This is a genomic window from Austwickia sp. (genome assembly GCA_016699675.1).
In the GTDB taxonomy this organism is placed as follows: Bacteria; Actinomycetota; Actinomycetes; order Actinomycetales; family Dermatophilaceae; genus Austwickia.
The window spans coordinates 4,181,958-4,197,164 of record CP064985.1; the positions used below are offsets into that span (position 1 = coordinate 4,181,958).

The following is a 15,207-nucleotide window of genomic DNA, read 5'->3' on the forward strand; positions in this document are numbered from 1 at the left end:
GAAGGAACACCGCCGTGAAATCCGTCGCAGCCCGCCGCCGCCACCCGGCCGCGTTCGTTCTGTTGCTCTTGTTGGGCCTGTTCATCACCGGGGGCGCGTACGCCGCATTGGCCCCCACGACGGCCCAGGCCGGCGCCCCGACCGCCAACGCGGCGGAGGAGACCAAGGCCGGGGAGAAGCTCTTCCTCGCCAACTGCTCGACCTGTCACGGCATCGGCGCCGTCGGCACCAAGGACGGGCCGAGCCTGGTCGGCGTCGGCGCGGCCTCTGTCGACTTCCAGGTCGGCACAGGGCGCATGCCGCTTCCGCAGGCCAACGTTCAGGCCAAGCGCAACAAGGTGCAGTTCGACGACGAGCAGATCAAGCAGATGGCGGCCTACGTCGCCTCCCTCGGCCCTGGCCCCGGCATCCCCGACGCCAAGTACACCGAGGAGATGGAGGGCGCCAACCTCGCCCGCGGTGGCGACATCTTCCGCGTCAACTGCTCGATGTGCCACAACTACGCCGGCTCCGGCGGAGCGTTGACCCGCGGCAAGTTCGCTCCGCCGCTGCGCTCCATCGAGGGCAAGCACATCTACGAGGCCATGCTGACCGGCCCGCAGTCCATGCCGGTGTTCAACGACGCCAACCTGACGCCGGAGGCCAAGCGCGACGTCATCGCCTACATGCACGAGATCGACAAGGCCAACAACACCGGCGGGCACTCGCTGGGCTCGTTCGGCCCGGTCGCCGACGGTTACTTCCTCTGGCTCATCGCGATGCCGATCATGCTCGGCGCCGCCGTATGGCTGGGCCGCAAGGCCGCCTGATCCGCCCCTTTCATCCGGGTGAGCGCCTCGCCCGGCAGGCCCGCACCGACAGGAACGATGCATGAACGCCAACGGCTCCCACCCAGGGCCAGACGGGCACGCCCGCCCGGAGAACCCGCACGTGACCGGTCAAGAGGTCTCCCTCGAACACGGCCACGTGGCCGGGGTGGCCACCGCCGACCGGTTCGACAACCCGGGCCTGCCGCCCCACAAGCTCCGGCACGCCGACGTCGACCCCAAGGCCGCCAAGCGTGCCGAACGTCAGGTGGCGACGATGTTCGGGTTGTCGATCCTGGGCACCCTGGGCTTCCTGGTGGCGTACTTCGCCATTCCGATGCACAAGTACGTGTGGATCCCGTGGTTCGGCAACCTGGACCTCCTGCACACCTTGTTCGGCGTCTTCCTCGGCCTGTCGCTGCTGGGCATCGGCCTGGGAGCCGTGCATTGGGCGAAGACCCTGATGCCCGACACCGAGGTGGTCGAGGAGCGCCACCCGATCGTCTCTTCGGCGGAGAACCGTCAGGGTGTCATCGACACCCTCGGCCGCGGTGCCGAGCAGAGCCAGATCGCCCGTCGGCCCCTGATCAAGGTCGCCGGGGGCACGGCCCTCGGGATCTTCGCGCTGCCGATGCTCGTCCAGCTGATCGGTGGGCTCGGCAAGATGGGCGATGCGCAGGAAGAGTTGCGCCACACGTTCTGGCGCAAGGGCCTTCGCCTGATGACCGACCCCGAGAACCGGCCGATCAAGGCTTCCGACGTCACGATGGGGTCGGTCTACCACGTGCTTCCCGAAGGGATTCACGACAACCCCAAGCAGAAGCCGGACGAGGGCCAGACCTTCCAGCATGACGAGCAACTCGGTGTGCTGGAGCGCAAGGCCAAGGCGGCGGTCCTGCTCATGCGCCTGGACCCGGCGTCGTTCGTGAACAGCAAGGCCCGGGACTGGGGCTACCACGGCATCGTCGCCTACAGCAAGATCTGCACCCACGCCGGCTGCCCGGTCGGTCTGTACGAGCAGCAGACGCACCACCTGCTGTGCCCGTGCCACCAGTCCACGTTCGACGTCACGAACGACTGTGAGGTCATCTTCGGCCCGGCCCGTCGCGCGCTGCCGCAGCTGAAGATCACCGTGGACAAGGACGGCTACCTGATCGCCGATGACGGTTTCGCCGAGCCCGTCGGCCCGAGCTTCTGGACGCGTAAACGATGACCACGACATCCTCCTCCCGCAACGAGCGCGCCCAGGCGGCGGCTGATTCCCTTCGCGTCGACGACCGGCCCCCGGCCCGCGACGCGGGCAAGACCGGCGGCCGCATCGGCGGTCTGGCCAACTGGATGGACGAGCGCACCGGCGGCGCCGGGGCGATGCGCTACTTCATGAACAAGGTCTTCCCGGACCACTGGTCGTTCATGCTCGGCGAAGTCGCCATGTACTCGATGGTGGTCGCCCTCCTCACCGGGGTCTTCCTCACCTTCTGGTTCGTGCCGAGCGCCGGCCATATCACCTACGAGGGCAGCTACATCCCGCTTCGTGGGCTCGGCATGTCGGAGGCTTACGCCTCGACCCTGGACATCAGTTTCGACGTCCGCGGCGGCCTGCTGCTGCGCCAGCTGCACCACTGGTCCGCGCTGTTCTTCGTGGCGGCCGTCGGCCTGCACGCCTGCCGGGTGTTCTTCACCGGTGCGTTCCGCAAGCCCCGCGAGATCAACTGGGTCATCGGCACGGTGCTGCTGCTGCTGGCCTGCATCGAGGGCTTCGCCGGTTACTCCCTTCCCGACGACCTGCTCTCCGGCACCGGCATCCGCGTCATGGAGGGCTTCGTCGAGTCGAGCCCGATCATCGGCTCCTGGCTGTCCTACATGATCTTCGGCGGTGCGTTCCCCGGCGAGATGATCATCCCCCGGCTCTACATCGCGCACGTCCTTCTCGTGCCTGCGATCATCATCGGCCTGTTCACCGCTCACCTGCTGCTGGTGGTCGTGCACAAGCACACCCAGTTCCCTGGGCCCGGCAAGACCAACAACAACGTGGTCGGGTTCCCGGTCATGCCGGTCTACGCGGCCAAGGCCGGTGGTTTCTTCTTCATCGTGTTCGGCATCATCGCCCTGATCTCGGGGCTGGTGGCCATCAACCCGGTGTGGATGTACGGCCCCTACGATCCCTCCCCCGTCACCGCGGACAGCCAGCCGGACTGGTACATGGGCTTCGCCGACGGCGCGCTGCGGCTCCTGCCCGGCTGGCTGGAGGTCGAGCTCTTCGGCTGGACGCTGAGCCTGAACCTGGCCCTCGGCTCGATCATCCTGCTTCCCGTCGTCTTCACCCTGATGGGCGCGTACCCGTTCTTCGAGTCCTGGGTCACCGGTGACAAGCGTGAGCACCACCTGCTCGACCGCCCGCGCAACGCCCCGACCCGCACCGCCATCGGTATGGCCGCCCTGACCATGTATCTGGTGATGTTCCTCGCGGCCGGCAACGACCTCATGGCCATCAAGATGGGGTTGTCGATCAACGACATCACCCGGGCGCTGCAGATCCTCTTCTTCGTCGGACCGGTCATCGCCTTCTTCGTCACGAAGCGGCTGTGTCTGTCTCTGCAGCGGGCCGACCGCGACAAGGCGCTGCACGGTCGGGAGACCGGCCGGATCGTCCGGACCCCTGAGGGTCGCTTCTTCGAGGCTCACGAGCCGTTGTCGGACTACGACCGATGGGTCCTGGTCCAGCACGAGGCGCCGCGTCCGCTGGAGCTGACGGCCGGCAACGACGCCATGGGCAACGTCGACCCCAAGGCGGCGGTGTCGAAGAACCGGCTGCGCATGTCGAAGTTCTTCTTCTCCGACCGGGTCGAGCCCGTCACGCCGGCCGACCTGGCCGACCAGCACCACCACGACGACACGTCGATGCTGGCCATCGACCCGGCCGACTTCGGTGGCGTCATGCACGGCGGAGCCGAGGAGCTGCCCGCTGGCCGTTCCTACAGCCACGAGCACCAGCCGCACGGTCCGGAGCATCACGGCAAGCACCCCAAGAACGGCTAAGTCGCCGCACGGGGTCTCACCGAGGGCCGCACCCATCCCATGGGTGCGGCCCTCGGGCTTTGTGCCTCGTTGCTGGCCCCCCACGAGGCCAGCGCCCGTCAGCGCTCCCGGAGTCGCGACGCAGTTGCCGCAAGCATCGCGTCGTCGCCGTCGATCTCCAACACCTTGCTGCGCGCCGTGGCTCCGCTGACGAGCCGTACGTCGTGGCGGCGTACCCCGAACGCCTCGGCCACCGCCCGCAGCACCGCCTCGGTGGCCGCTCCGCCCACCGCCCGAGCCGTCACCGCGACGACGAGCGCCGGGGCGGACGACTCGCCGTACGATCCCCCGACGCGCGTCCTCGACGCTCCTGGCCGCACCCGCACCGCGATTCGCACCCGTCCATTCTCCCGCCCGCCTCGACGTGGCCGCCCGCGCACGCGGTGCGCCAGACTATGTCCATGCCGGTCGACATGAGCCGAGAGCGGTTCGAGGCGGCCGTCGGCGACGCCCTCGACGCCGTGCCGGCCGAGTTCCTCGACCTCTTGGACAACGTCGTGTTCCTCGTGGAGGACGAGCCGTACGACGACCTGGAGGGCGACTGTCTCGGCCTGTACGAGGGTGTGCCCCAGACCGAGCGCGGTTGGGATGTGGGGGCGCCGGTGCTGCCCGACCGCATCACGATCTTCCGGGGCCCGACACTGCGGATGTGTGCCTCGGCGGAGGAGGTGGTGGACGAGGTGGCGATCACCGTCGTCCACGAGATCGCCCATCACTTCGGCATCGACGACGAACGGCTCGAGGAGTTGGGGTGGGACTGACCGACACGAATCAGGCGTCGACCGCGGCCGGGGAGCCGCGCCGGTTGTCCCTGCGGGACGGTTCCATGGTGTGGATGCGACCCCTGCGACGACAGGACCGAGAGCCGATCTCGACCTGGTACGACACGCTGTCGCCGGACACCAAGCGACACCGCTTCCTCGCCGAGGAGGAGCACCTGTCCCCCCGGATGTTGGACTACCTGGTCGACGGCGTGGATGGCGCGGACCATGTCGCGATGGTCATCCTCAGCGGGCCGGCGACCGACGCCAGCCCCACCGAAACCCGGACAGCTACCCCCGCGCGCACCGACGCCGCGACTGCCACCGGACGAGACGCCGACGGCGAGATCGACGACGGCACTCGGCTCGTGGGCGTGGCCCGGCTGGTGCGGCTTGAGTCCGACCCGACCGCCGCCGACATCGCCGTCACGATCGATGACGCCTGGCACGGACGGGGCCTGGCCACGGCGATCCTCCCGGTGCTCCTGGCCGATCGCCCGGCCGGGGTCACGCACCTACGCACGTCGGTGGCCCGGGACAACCCGGCGTCGATGGCCATGCTGCGGCGGGTCGGGAAGCTGCGTGCCGTCGGCGTCGAGCGAGGCGTCGTCGAGGTGGAGATCGACCTCGGCACGCCGTGACGCACTCGGTCCGCGGCGAGCGGCGCTCCTGCTAGGAGGGCTGACCGGCCGCCGGAGTCGACGCCGGCGCGCCGGTCGCCGCAGGTGAGGTCGCTCCCGCGGTGGGTTTGGCCGCCAACGCGGAGAGCGCCTGCCATTGCGGCCAGGTGTACAGCCAGACGGGGATGCCGGCCTCGGCGGGCTGCAGGGGGAAGCTGGAGCCGGTGTTCTCGACCGGGTCCCCGAACTGGATGCGGTTGAACAGCCAGACGGCGTCGCCGGGGGCCATGTTGATGCAGCCATGGGAGACGTTGGCGTACCCCTGCTGGCCCACCGACCAGGGTGCCGAATGCAGGAACTCGCCGCTGTCCGTCACTCGCATGGCGTAGTCGACCGGCGTGCGGTAATACTCCGGATCCATCTTGCCGATCCCGAAGGTCGAGGAGTCCATGATGATCTTCTCGAACTTGTCCATGACGACCTTGGTGCCGCCCCGCGTCTCGAACCTCTCCCCGGGCCGGCCGCCGCTGATGACGAACGTGCGGACGAGTTGTCCGTTCTCGGTGTTCGTCATGGTGTGCTTGGCCAGGTCCACCCGCAGGATCCGCTGCGTGCCGATGGTCAGCTTCGCCCCGTTGTCCTCCATGAGGTAGGCGCCGGGGCCGACCTGCGTCCCGGCGAGTGGGGCCTTGACGTCGATCGTGGTGCCGGCGGCCCAGTAGCTCTGCGGGCGATACATCAGCGTCTTGTCGCTCGTCCACCCCCATCCCCCGGGCTGGGCGGGGACGGTGGTGATGGTCAGCTGCGACTCGATGGTCTGCCGCGACTCCTTGGGGATCGGCTCGTCGAAGTTGACCTGGATCGGCATTCCGGCGCCGACGGTCCAGCCGTCGGGGGTCACGGTGTAGTCGACCGTCGTCGCCGGCGTCAACGTCGTGAACGTCGAGCTGGCGGCCGTCGTCGCGCCGGCCCCGTTCGTCGCGGCCGCCGTGATCTTGTACGTCGTGCGCGGCACGAGACGCGCCGTCGAGGTCCAGACGTTGTCGCCGCCGGTCTTGCCCGCCACGGTTCGCTTGCCGTCCGAGCTGGTGATCGTCACCGCGCCAAGCTGTCCGTCGATCGCCTTCACGCTGACGACGCTGGCCGGCGAGACGTCCTTCGAGCCGTCCGGCATGGAGATCTCGATCCGAGCGGGGGTGGCCGTCGCCGTCGTCGAACCGCCGGCACCACCCGGCGTACCGTTCGCATCCGAACAGGCGGACAAGACCAAGGTGAGCACCAGCGTGCTCATGAGCACACCCGATCTGCCGTCTGCCTGCCTCAGGCGCTCCCCCACCTCAACCCCCGTCCCACCATGGCCACACGATCGCCTTCAGGATGACATCACGGAGCGGCATCGCCCCGCGAAACGCCTGAGGCGCCCGTCGCGGCGGGCGCCCCAGGACTGCTCGTACGTCGAGACTCAGATGCCGATGTCCCCGCGGAAGTACTCGAAGCACCAGCCGAGGAGGGCGATGACCGCGAAGACGACGCCCACGAGGAAGACCCACCAGCCGACCGCGAGGCCGAGGAAGACCAGCAGCGCGGCACCCGCGAGCGGAAGCGGCCACCAGCTGTGCGGGCTGAAGAAGCCGTAGTCGCCCTCGGCGTCGGAGATCTCGCCGTCGAGGTCGTCCTCGGGGCGGGCGTCGAGCTTGCGGGAGGTGATGGCCAGGTACGAGCCCGCCATGCCGACCATGATGGCCAGCAGGACGAGGCACACGACCCCGACCGGTTCGATGCCGTGCTCGGAGCGGCTGGTCGCGAACGCGTACACCGCGGCGACGAGCGCGAACGGGATCACGCCGTACAGGAAGAGCTTGGACTCGACCTTCATCGCACGTTCCCTCCGTCACGACGCTGGAGCTGGTCGACGACCCGCTGGTCGGGCGCGGGGCTCGCGAGCTCCTCCGCGTCCGGGTGGTGCAGGTCGAATGCGGGCCGCTCGGAGCGGATGCGCGGGATGGAGTTGAAGTTGTGCCGCGGCGGAGGACACGAGGTCGCCCACTCCAGCGACGCGCCGTAGCCCCACGGGTCGTCGACGGTCACGATCGGCGCCTTCTTCCAGGTCTTCCAGACGTTCAGGAAGAACGGCAGGAACGACAGGCCCAGCAGGATCGAGCCGAACGTCGAGATCTGGTTGAACAACAGGAAGTCGTCCTCGACCAGGTAGTCGCCGTAGCGCCGGGCCATGCCCTGCACGCCGAGCCAGTGCTGGATCAGGAAGGTGCTGTGGAAGCCGAGGAACAGCATCCAGAAGTGGATCTTGCCGAGCCGCTCGTCGAGCATGCGGCCGGTCAGCTTGGGCCACCAGAAGTAGTAGCCGGCGAACATGGCGAAGACGACCGTGCCGAACACCGTGTAGTGGAAGTGCGCCACCACGAAGTAGCTGTCGGAGAGGTGGAAGTCGAGCGCGGGGCTCGCGAGCACGACGCCGGTGAGGCCGCCGAAGAGGAACGTCACGAGGAAGCCGAGGGCCCAGACGATCGGGGTCTCGAAGGTGATCGAGCCGCCCCACATCGTGCCGATCCAGTTGAAGAACTTCACGCCGGTCGGCACGGCGATGAGCATGGTCATGATGCCGAAGAAGGGCAGCAGCACCTGGCCGGTGACGTACATGTGGTGGGCCCACACGGTCATCGAGAGGGCGCCGATGGCGATCGTGGCGAAGATCAGGCCCTTGTAACCGAACACGGGCTTGCGGGAGAAGACCGGGAAGATCTCGCTGACGATGCCGAAGAACGGCAACGCGATGATGTAGACCTCTGGATGCCCGAAGAACCAGAACAAGTGCTGATAGAGCACCGGGCCGTTGTTCTGCGGGTCGTAGATGTGCATCCCGAAGAGGCGGTCGCCGGCGAGGCCCATGAAGGCCGCGGTCAGGACCGGGAAGACCATCAGGACGAGGATCGAGGTGACCAGCACGGTCCAGGTGAAGATCGGCAGCCGGAACATCGTCATGCCCGGGGCCCGCATGCACACGATCGTGGTGAGGAAGTTGACCGCACCCATGATCGTGCCGAAGCCGGTCATGCCGAAGCCGAGGATCCACAGGTCGCCACCCAGGCTCGGGCTGAACGTCGCGGTCGACAGCGGCACGTAGGCGAACCAACCGAACGACGCCGCGCCGCCGGGCACGAGGAAGCCCGCGGTCGCCATGAGGCCACCGAAAAGGTAGAGCCAGTAGGCCAGCATGTTCAGCCGCGGGAAGGCGACGTCAGGGGCGCCGATCTGGAGTGGCAGCAGGGCGTTCGCGAAGCCCGCGAACAGCGGCGTCGCGAAGAGCAGCAGCATGATCGAGCCGTGCATGGTGAACATCTGGTTGAACTGCTCGAGGTTGTGCACGACCTGCAGGCCGGGCTCGAAGAGTTCCGCACGGATGACCAGCGCCATGATGCCGGCGAGGAGGAAGAAGAACATCGACGTGACGAAGTACAGGTTGCCGATGACCTTATGGTCGGTCGTCGTAATGACCGACACGAACCGCTGCCCCTTGCTGGAGTGGCGCGTTTCAGCTCTGGTGCCGGCGACATGCCCCGGCGTGAGAACGGTCGACATCACTTGGTCCCTTCAGCAGGCGTCCACTGCAGCTTGTTCTCCTGGCCCGGCTCGAGCTTCGCACGGCTCAGGCTGTTGTCCAGCTGGCCGGTCTGCCCCTTGGCCTTGAGGTCGGCCATGTGCTGGTCGTATTCGTTCTGCTCGACGATCTTGACGTTGAAAAGCATCGTCGCGTGGTACTGCCCGCAGAGCTCGGCGCACTTGCCCTGATAGGTCCCCGTCTCGGTCGGCACGATCTGGAGCTTGTTGACCTTGCCGGGGATCATGTCGAGCTTCTGCTGGAACGCGGGGATCCAGAACGAGTGGATGACGTCGCGCGCCGTGAGCACGAACTCGACCCGCTTGCCCTTGACCAGGTAAAGCGTCGGCAGCGTCTTCTCGACACCGTCCTTGCCGGTGAGCTGCCCCTGCACGCCCGAGTCGTAGACGTCGGCGTCGACGTAGTTGAAGTCCCAGCTCCACTGCTTGCCGACGACGTTGATCTGGTAGTCGGGCTTCGTCGAGGTGTCGAGCAGGATCGCCTCGTCGCGGGCGGTGAAGTAGAAGAGCACCCCGATCATCATGACGGGGACCACGGTGTAGAGCAGCTCGATGGGCACGTTGTAGCGCAGCTGCGGAGGCAGCCCGACGTCGTCCTTCTTGCGCCGGTAGGCCACCATGCACCAGATCGTCAGGCCCCAGACCAGGACGCCGACGATCAGCGCCGCGATCCAGCCACCGACCCAGAGGTCCTGGACCCGCTGCGCGCCCTCCGATGCCCCCTTGGGGAGGAAGCCCCGCGACAACTCCTCGCTGCCGCACCCGGCGAGCGCGAAGGACGCGAGGACAGACGTCGCGGTGAGGCCCGCCGCCCGGCGCGCGCGGCGGCCATGGGTGTCAACTTGCCGACGCAATGGTGCACCTTCCCAAGATCGGTAGGGGCCGCGCCGGGCGGCCTAGAGCCTTCCGCCTGGGGGCACGGCGTTGCTGGTGAGGTGAACATTACCGGTCTGGGGAGGCTAGGCCGCTCGTGCGGGGATGGCTGTACCGCGCGGTGACACAAGAGAATCGGTGGACGGCGCTCTCACACGACCAGCGGCTGGGGGCTGATCAGGGCCTCTGTGCCAGCAGCCCCCGCGGCAGCGGGCCCGGCTCCCGGCGTAAGTGTGGGACCTCCAGTGCCACAGTCAATCTGGCCAGGTAGGCCGCTCGCGGCAGCTCGCTCACGCCCAGCGTCGCCAAGTGGTCGGTCTGCCACTGCACGTCGATCAGCCGGCGCGGGTCGCCATCGTCCGCGAGCACCGCGACCAGGCCGACGAGGGCCGCCTTGCTGGCGTCGGTCGCGTGGTGAAACATCGACTCCCCCGCGAACAGGCCGCCCACGGCCACGCCGTACAGCCCGCCGACCAGCCGATCCTCCCGCCACACCTCGACGGAATGCGCCCACCCGAGGTCGTGGAGGAGGCGGTACGCCGTGCGGATCTGGGGGGTGATCCACCGGCCGCGCCGACGCGGGTCCGCGCACGCGGCGACCACCTGGTCGAAGGCGGTGTCCCAGGTCAGGTCGAACGAGGCCAACGACCGCCGCAGCGACCGCGACACGTGCAGGTCCGCCAACTCCAGGACGCCGCGGGGGTCGGGACTCCACCAGCCGAACGGACCCTCGCCGCCGTCGCCGAGGCCCATCGGGAACAGGCCGGAACGGTACGCCGCGAGCAGCGTGCCGGGTTCCAGATCGGCACCCACCGCCACGAGGTCGTCTCCCGGCGTCGGCCGCACCGTCGCCAGATCCCACACGGTCGGCGGTGGCTCGACGGGCTCCACGGCCCCAGCCTAGTGATGCTGATCGGGCGGCCACCGCTCGGCGGCCCACTGGACGGCCTCCCGGTGTGCAGGGCGGTTCCTTAGGCGGAGTAGGAGGCCGAACCCGTCGGTGCGGTTCCTCAGCGTCAGGACCCCCACGTGGATCCCGACCTGTTCGACGCTCGGCTGGTCCGTAGAAGTCCACGGCGTGAGCGGCTGGGCGAGGCGACATGATCCAGTACTGGCGCGAACTAGGTACTTGACTTACCAAGGCACCGACGCCACGCTCGGGACATGGCACGCCACGATCCCCAGATGCTCAAGGGCGTCCTGTCGTTGTTGTTGTTGCGCGTGCTCGCCGGTGCCGACGGCTACGGCTACTCGATCGTCACCCTGCTCAACGCCGCCGGCTTCCCCGACCTGGTCGAGGGGTCGGTCTACCCCGCCCTCACCCGGCTGGAGACCGCCGGCCATTTGGAGTCCTACCTGCGGCGTTCCGACTCCGGACCGGCCCGCAAGTACTACCGCCTCACCGCCGCCGGCCACGCCGAACTCGTGCGCTCCGAGGCCGCCTGGGCGCAGTTCGTCACCGCGGTTTCCGCCGTCCACCCCGAGCCGGGGCACCCCGATCCTCAGGAGGCTTGACATGTCCGTCCTCGACAGCGTGCGCATCGAGTCCGCGGTGCAGCGCTATGACCTCGCGCTGGATCTGTACGGCGTGGCCGGCCGGCGGCGCCGGGAGTTGCGCCGTGAACTGCGCGGCAACCTGCACGAATCGGCCCAAGCCGGCGGCGCGTCGAAGGCCCTGGCGGCTATCGGATCGCCGGAGCAACTCGCGCGGGAATCGGCCGCCGCCGTGCGCGATCCGCGCCGCCCCGCCTGGAGCCAAGGGTTCAGCTGGGCGCTCGTCGCGGTGGTGCTCTACTGGCTGCTCGCGCTGTGGAGCGCGTTCGCCTTCATGGACGGGGTCTTCGCCGCCGACGTACCGCACGAGGTCACCGGGCCGGTCACGCTGCTGCCGGGCGTCGTGGTACACGCCCACGAGCGGGCCGGGGAATTCGGCGGCGGGCTGACCATGACGGGCCCCTTCTGGGTGACCAGCCTGGTGGTCTTCCTCGTGGTGCTCGCCCTGGCCGGGCGGGTGTGGCGGCCGCTGCGCCGTACGGCGTCCTGACCGGACCACGACGGCGAAGGCCGCCGCACCCGGGATGTCCAGGGAATGCGGCGGCCTTCGGCGCGGCGCGGCTCAGCTGAAGCTGTCGCCGCAGGCGCAGGAGCCCTGCGCGTTGGGGTTGTCGATCGTGAAGCCCTGCTTCTCGATCGTGTCGGCGAAGTCGATGGTGGCGCCGTCGAGGTAGGGGGCGCTCATCCGGTCGACAACCACCGCGACACCGTCGAAGTCGCGGACGAGGTCGCCGTCGAGGCTGCGCTCGTCGAAGTAGAGCTGGTAGATCAGGCCGGAGCAGCCGCCCGGCTGCACGCCGATGCGCAGCCGCAGGTCGTCGCGGCCCTCCTGCTCCAGCAGGCTCTTGACCTTGGTCGCCGCCACATCCGTGAGCAGCACACCGTGCGAGGTGGTCTCGTTCTGAATGGTCATCGCTTACGTCCTTCGCAGTCGTCCGGTGGCGCGGTCGCCAGGTCCACAGGTGCCAACCTGACGCGGGCCGCGACCATTCCCGCTGGGCTTAGGCCAGCCTAAGCGATCGCGACCGCTCCCGTCTCGGGGGCCCCATGCCCGTGCCCGCGCCGCACCGCAGGCTCGTGACGCAGGCCCGCCCCGTGCCCCGGCCGCAGGGCTGCGTCGATAGGGCAGGGTCACCAGGGCCGCGTCAGCAGGGCCGCGGTGGCGACCACGTCGCCGCCACGCGGGCCGCCCGGGACTGGAGCGTCCCCACGGGGTTGGCCATGGCCTCGACGACGCCGGCGGAATGCTCGGCCACGGCGTACGTCCCCGACAGGCCCAGCGCCATCGAATCGCGGCGCCCCACGTCGACGGTGCCCGCCAGGGCGACGACCGGCAGGCCCCGTGCGGCCGCGAGGGCGGCGACCTCGCCGATGACGCCGCCCCGCAGGGTGCGGTAGTCCAGGTTGCCCTCCCCGGTGACGACCAGATCCGTCGCAGAGAGCAGCGCGGGCATGTCCCAGGCGTCGAAGCACCAGGCCGCGGCGCTCTGGCGGCGGGCGCCGACGAGGAACAGCCCGTACCCCAGGCCGCCCCCCGCTCCGGCGCCGGGTTCCCGATCCAACCGGCGGGCGAGGCCGGTCATGAGGTCGGTGGCCGGCGGGCAGGAGCGGTCCGCGACCTCGCGGAAGCGCCCCAACGCGAACTCCAACTGCTGGGCGTCCTCGGCCCGCGCCCCCCGGACCCCCGCGGTCGCCGCCGAGGTGCCCTGCAGCCCGAGCAGGGGCAGCTCCTCCTGGGTGGCCAGGACCAGCTCGATGCCGGCCAATCGCTCGCGGACCGCGCCGAGGTCGGCGAGATCCTCCTCGGCCAGGGCGGCCAGCTTGGCCCCGCCGTGGGCCAGTGCGGCATCCGGCCCGGCGCCGAGGGCCGCCAGCATGCCCGCGCCGCCGTCGTTGGTCGCGGCCTCCCCGACGGCGACCACGATGCGGGTCGCGCCCTCCGCGCGGGCTACCTGGATCAGCTGGCCCACGCCATAACTGCTGGTTACCAGGGGATTGCGCTCGTGGCCCGCCAAGAGGTGCAGCCCGCACGCCTGGGCGGCCTCGATGTACGCCGTCGTCACCCCCGCCTCGGCGACGAGCAGGACGGCCGCGGGCACGTCCCGGCCCAACGGGTCGGAGACCGTCGCGGCCACGGTGATGCCACCGTCCACGGCCTTGGCCAGCACGTCGAGGAATCCCGCACCGCCGCCGCTGATGGGGGCGAGCACCAGGTCGTCGTGCGGCGACCGGGAACGCCATCCAGTGGCGATGGCCTCGGCGGCCTGCACCGCCGTCAAGGTTCCGCCGAATCGTTGCGGGCAGATCAGCACTCGCATGCCGTTATGTTCCCATCGTCGAGCCGGCAGAGGCAGTCATCGCGAATCCCGGGCGTCGTCCGCACGGACGACACGCGCGTCGCGGGCCTCACGGGCGCGGCAGCCGGCCGATCCGGTCGAGCAACAACGCCTCCGCGAGACAGACCCGTTCGAACTCGCCCAGGTGCAGGCCCTCGTTGGCGCCGTGCGCCCGCGTGTCGGGGTCCTCCACGCCGGTCACGAGGATGGCCGCCGCGGGGAAGCGCTCCGCGAACTCCGCGATGAACGGGATCGAGCCGCCGATGCCGGTGTCGACCGCGGCGGTCCCCCACGCCTCGGCGAACGAGTCGCGCGCCGCCTCGACGTACGGTCCCTGCGTCGGGGCGACGAAGCCGTTGCCGTGGTCCTCGAGCTCGACCTGCACCGTCGTTCCCCAGGGGGCGTTCGCGAGCAGGTGGTCCCGCAGGGCCTCGAAGGCGCCGGGCCAGTCCTGGGAGGGCGCCAGCCGCGCGGAGACCTTGGCGCGCGCCTGCGGCAGGAGCAGGTTGGCGGCCTGATCCACGGCCGGGGCGTCCACGCCGATGACCGTGATCGCGGGCTGGGACCAGATCCGGGAGACCACGCTGCCCGACCCGATGAGGGGGGCGCCGGCAGGCATCCCGGAGTCGGCGCGGAAGGTGTCCTCGGGATAGTCCAGCTCGCTCGCGGGGTCGCTGATCAGGCCCTCGACCGCCACGCTCCCGTCCGGGTGGTGCAGGGTCGCCAGTAGGCGGCACATCGCGGTGAGAGCATCCGGCGCCGCGCCCCCGAACATCCCCGAGTGGACGCCGTGGCGCAGCGCGGTCACGGTCACGACCACGCGGACGTTGCCCCGCAGCGTGGTGGTCAGGGCCGGCGTCCCGACCGCCCAGTTGCTGCTGTCGGCGATCACGATCGCGTCGCAGTCCAGGGCCTCCGCGTGCTGGGCGAGGATCTCGGGCAGGCTCTCGGAGCCCACCTCCTCCTCGCCCTCGATGAGGAACCGTACGTCGACGCCCAGCTCCGACCCCAATACCCGCAGCGCGGCGACGTGGGCCATGATGCCCGCCTTGTCGTCGGCGGCGCCCCGAGCGAAGAGCCGCCCGTCGCGCTCGGTCGGTTCGAACGGCGCACTGGCCCACTCGGCCGGGTCGCCGGGCGGCTGGACGTCGTGGTGGGCGTAGAGCAGCACCCGCGGGGCGCCCTCGGGGCCAGGCCGTCGGCCCAGCACCGCCGGATGTCCGGCGCCGATCGTCACCAGCTCGGCCTCGACACCCTCGCCGCGCAGGAGCTGCGCCACGTGTTCCGCGCTCCGGCGCACCTGCGCGGCGTCGAAGCTGCCCAGCGAGACGCTCGGGATGCGCACCAGCGCGTCGAGATCGCTGCGGACCCCGGGCATGGCGGCGGCCACGCGGGCGGCCAGCTCGTCGCGGCGCGAACCGGATTCGGGCGAGGTACGGGCGGCTCCTGCGGCGGGGGTGGTCATCCGGCCAGCCTATGACCGGCGTCCGCGCGCTGTCCGCGCATCGGGGCAACGCGCCGTAGCGCGGGAGGGGGGTGTCCT

General features: G+C 69.7%; 16 protein-coding genes. 7 read left to right on the forward strand and 9 right to left on the reverse strand.

What is annotated here, in order from left to right; all coding sequences use genetic code 11:
- Positions 1-14: 14 nt before the first annotated feature.
- The 3 genes from IPK37_19085 to IPK37_19095 all read left to right on the forward strand — a co-directional run bounded on the left by IPK37_19085 (position 15) and on the right by IPK37_19095 (position 3,845).
- The gene (locus IPK37_19085) at positions 15-809 is read left to right on the forward strand and encodes a c-type cytochrome (protein QQS00843.1); all 795 of its coding nucleotides are present in this window, start codon (positions 15-17) and stop codon (positions 807-809) included.
- 61 nt (positions 810-870) lie between these two features.
- Positions 871-2,019 carry a Rieske (2Fe-2S) protein gene (locus tag IPK37_19090; GenBank protein ID QQS00844.1) on the forward strand — a complete coding sequence of 383 codons (1,149 nt, stop codon included), beginning with the start codon at positions 871-873 and terminating at the stop codon, positions 2,017-2,019.
- Positions 2,016-3,845 carry a cytochrome bc complex cytochrome b subunit gene (locus IPK37_19095; protein QQS00845.1) on the forward strand — a complete coding sequence of 610 codons (1,830 nt, stop codon included), beginning with the start codon at positions 2,016-2,018 and terminating at the stop codon, positions 3,843-3,845. Before IPK37_19090 ends, IPK37_19095 begins: the two co-directional genes overlap by 4 nt.
- A gap of 98 nt (positions 3,846-3,943) precedes the next feature.
- Here the strand turns inward: IPK37_19095 and IPK37_19100 are convergent, their stop codons facing one another.
- Complete coding sequence (locus tag IPK37_19100; protein QQS00846.1) at positions 3,944-4,222, reverse strand: DUF167 domain-containing protein; 279 nt, start codon at positions 4,220-4,222, stop codon at positions 3,944-3,946.
- Positions 4,223-4,285: 63 nt separating this feature from the next.
- Here IPK37_19100 and IPK37_19105 point away from each other — a divergent pair, with 63 nt between their 5' ends.
- Both IPK37_19105 and IPK37_19110 read left to right on the forward strand, forming a co-directional pair.
- Positions 4,286-4,645, forward strand: a complete 360-nt coding sequence (locus IPK37_19105; protein ID QQS00847.1) for a metallopeptidase family protein — start codon at positions 4,286-4,288, stop codon at positions 4,643-4,645.
- Positions 4,636-5,286, forward strand: coding sequence for a GNAT family N-acetyltransferase (locus tag IPK37_19110; GenBank protein QQS00848.1), 651 nt, complete (start codon positions 4,636-4,638; stop codon positions 5,284-5,286). The genes IPK37_19105 and IPK37_19110 overlap by 10 nt, the downstream gene beginning before the upstream one ends.
- A gap of 31 nt (positions 5,287-5,317) precedes the next feature.
- Here the strand turns inward: IPK37_19110 and IPK37_19115 are convergent, their stop codons facing one another.
- The 5 genes from IPK37_19115 to IPK37_19135 all read right to left on the reverse strand — a co-directional run bounded on the left by IPK37_19115 (position 5,318) and on the right by IPK37_19135 (position 10,665).
- Positions 5,318-6,556 (reverse strand): L,D-transpeptidase family protein, encoded by a 1,239-nt coding sequence (locus IPK37_19115; protein ID QQS00849.1) that lies wholly within the window; start codon positions 6,554-6,556, stop codon positions 5,318-5,320.
- Positions 6,557-6,727: 171 nt separating this feature from the next.
- A complete protein-coding gene (locus IPK37_19120; protein ID QQS00850.1) occupies positions 6,728-7,141 on the reverse strand; it encodes a cytochrome c oxidase subunit 4 in 414 nt (137 codons plus the stop codon).
- The gene (gene ctaD, locus IPK37_19125) at positions 7,138-8,862 is read right to left on the reverse strand and encodes a cytochrome c oxidase subunit I (GenBank protein ID QQS00851.1); all 1,725 of its coding nucleotides are present in this window, start codon (positions 8,860-8,862) and stop codon (positions 7,138-7,140) included. The genes IPK37_19120 and ctaD overlap by 4 nt, the downstream gene beginning before the upstream one ends.
- Positions 8,862-9,755, reverse strand: coding sequence for a cytochrome c oxidase subunit II (coxB, locus tag IPK37_19130; GenBank protein ID QQS00852.1), 894 nt, complete (start codon positions 9,753-9,755; stop codon positions 8,862-8,864). Before coxB ends, ctaD begins: the two co-directional genes overlap by 1 nt.
- A 196-nt stretch (positions 9,756-9,951) precedes the next feature.
- Positions 9,952-10,665 carry a leucyl/phenylalanyl-tRNA--protein transferase gene (locus IPK37_19135; protein QQS00853.1) on the reverse strand — a complete coding sequence of 238 codons (714 nt, stop codon included), beginning with the start codon at positions 10,663-10,665 and terminating at the stop codon, positions 9,952-9,954.
- A 273-nt stretch (positions 10,666-10,938) separates the two neighbouring features.
- Between IPK37_19135 and IPK37_19140 the strand changes: the two genes are divergently transcribed.
- On the forward strand, positions 10,939-11,289 hold the full coding sequence (locus tag IPK37_19140) for a helix-turn-helix transcriptional regulator (GenBank protein ID QQS00854.1): 351 nt from the start codon (positions 10,939-10,941) through the stop codon (positions 11,287-11,289).
- 1 nt (position 11,290) lies between these two features.
- Positions 11,291-11,818 (forward strand): hypothetical protein, encoded by a 528-nt coding sequence (locus tag IPK37_19145; GenBank protein ID QQS00855.1) that lies wholly within the window; start codon positions 11,291-11,293, stop codon positions 11,816-11,818.
- A gap of 72 nt (positions 11,819-11,890) precedes the next feature.
- On the opposite strand, the gene IPK37_19150 is transcribed toward IPK37_19145, so the two are convergent.
- The 3 genes from IPK37_19150 to IPK37_19160 all read right to left on the reverse strand — a co-directional run bounded on the left by IPK37_19150 (position 11,891) and on the right by IPK37_19160 (position 15,129).
- Complete coding sequence (locus IPK37_19150; GenBank protein ID QQS00856.1) at positions 11,891-12,241, reverse strand: iron-sulfur cluster assembly accessory protein; 351 nt, start codon at positions 12,239-12,241, stop codon at positions 11,891-11,893.
- A 232-nt stretch (positions 12,242-12,473) separates the two neighbouring features.
- Complete coding sequence (locus IPK37_19155) at positions 12,474-13,646, reverse strand: glycerate kinase (protein QQS00857.1); 1,173 nt, start codon at positions 13,644-13,646, stop codon at positions 12,474-12,476.
- A gap of 88 nt (positions 13,647-13,734) precedes the next feature.
- The gene (locus IPK37_19160; protein ID QQS00858.1) at positions 13,735-15,129 is read right to left on the reverse strand and encodes a dipeptidase; all 1,395 of its coding nucleotides are present in this window, start codon (positions 15,127-15,129) and stop codon (positions 13,735-13,737) included.
- Positions 15,130-15,207: the final 78 nt, after the last annotated feature.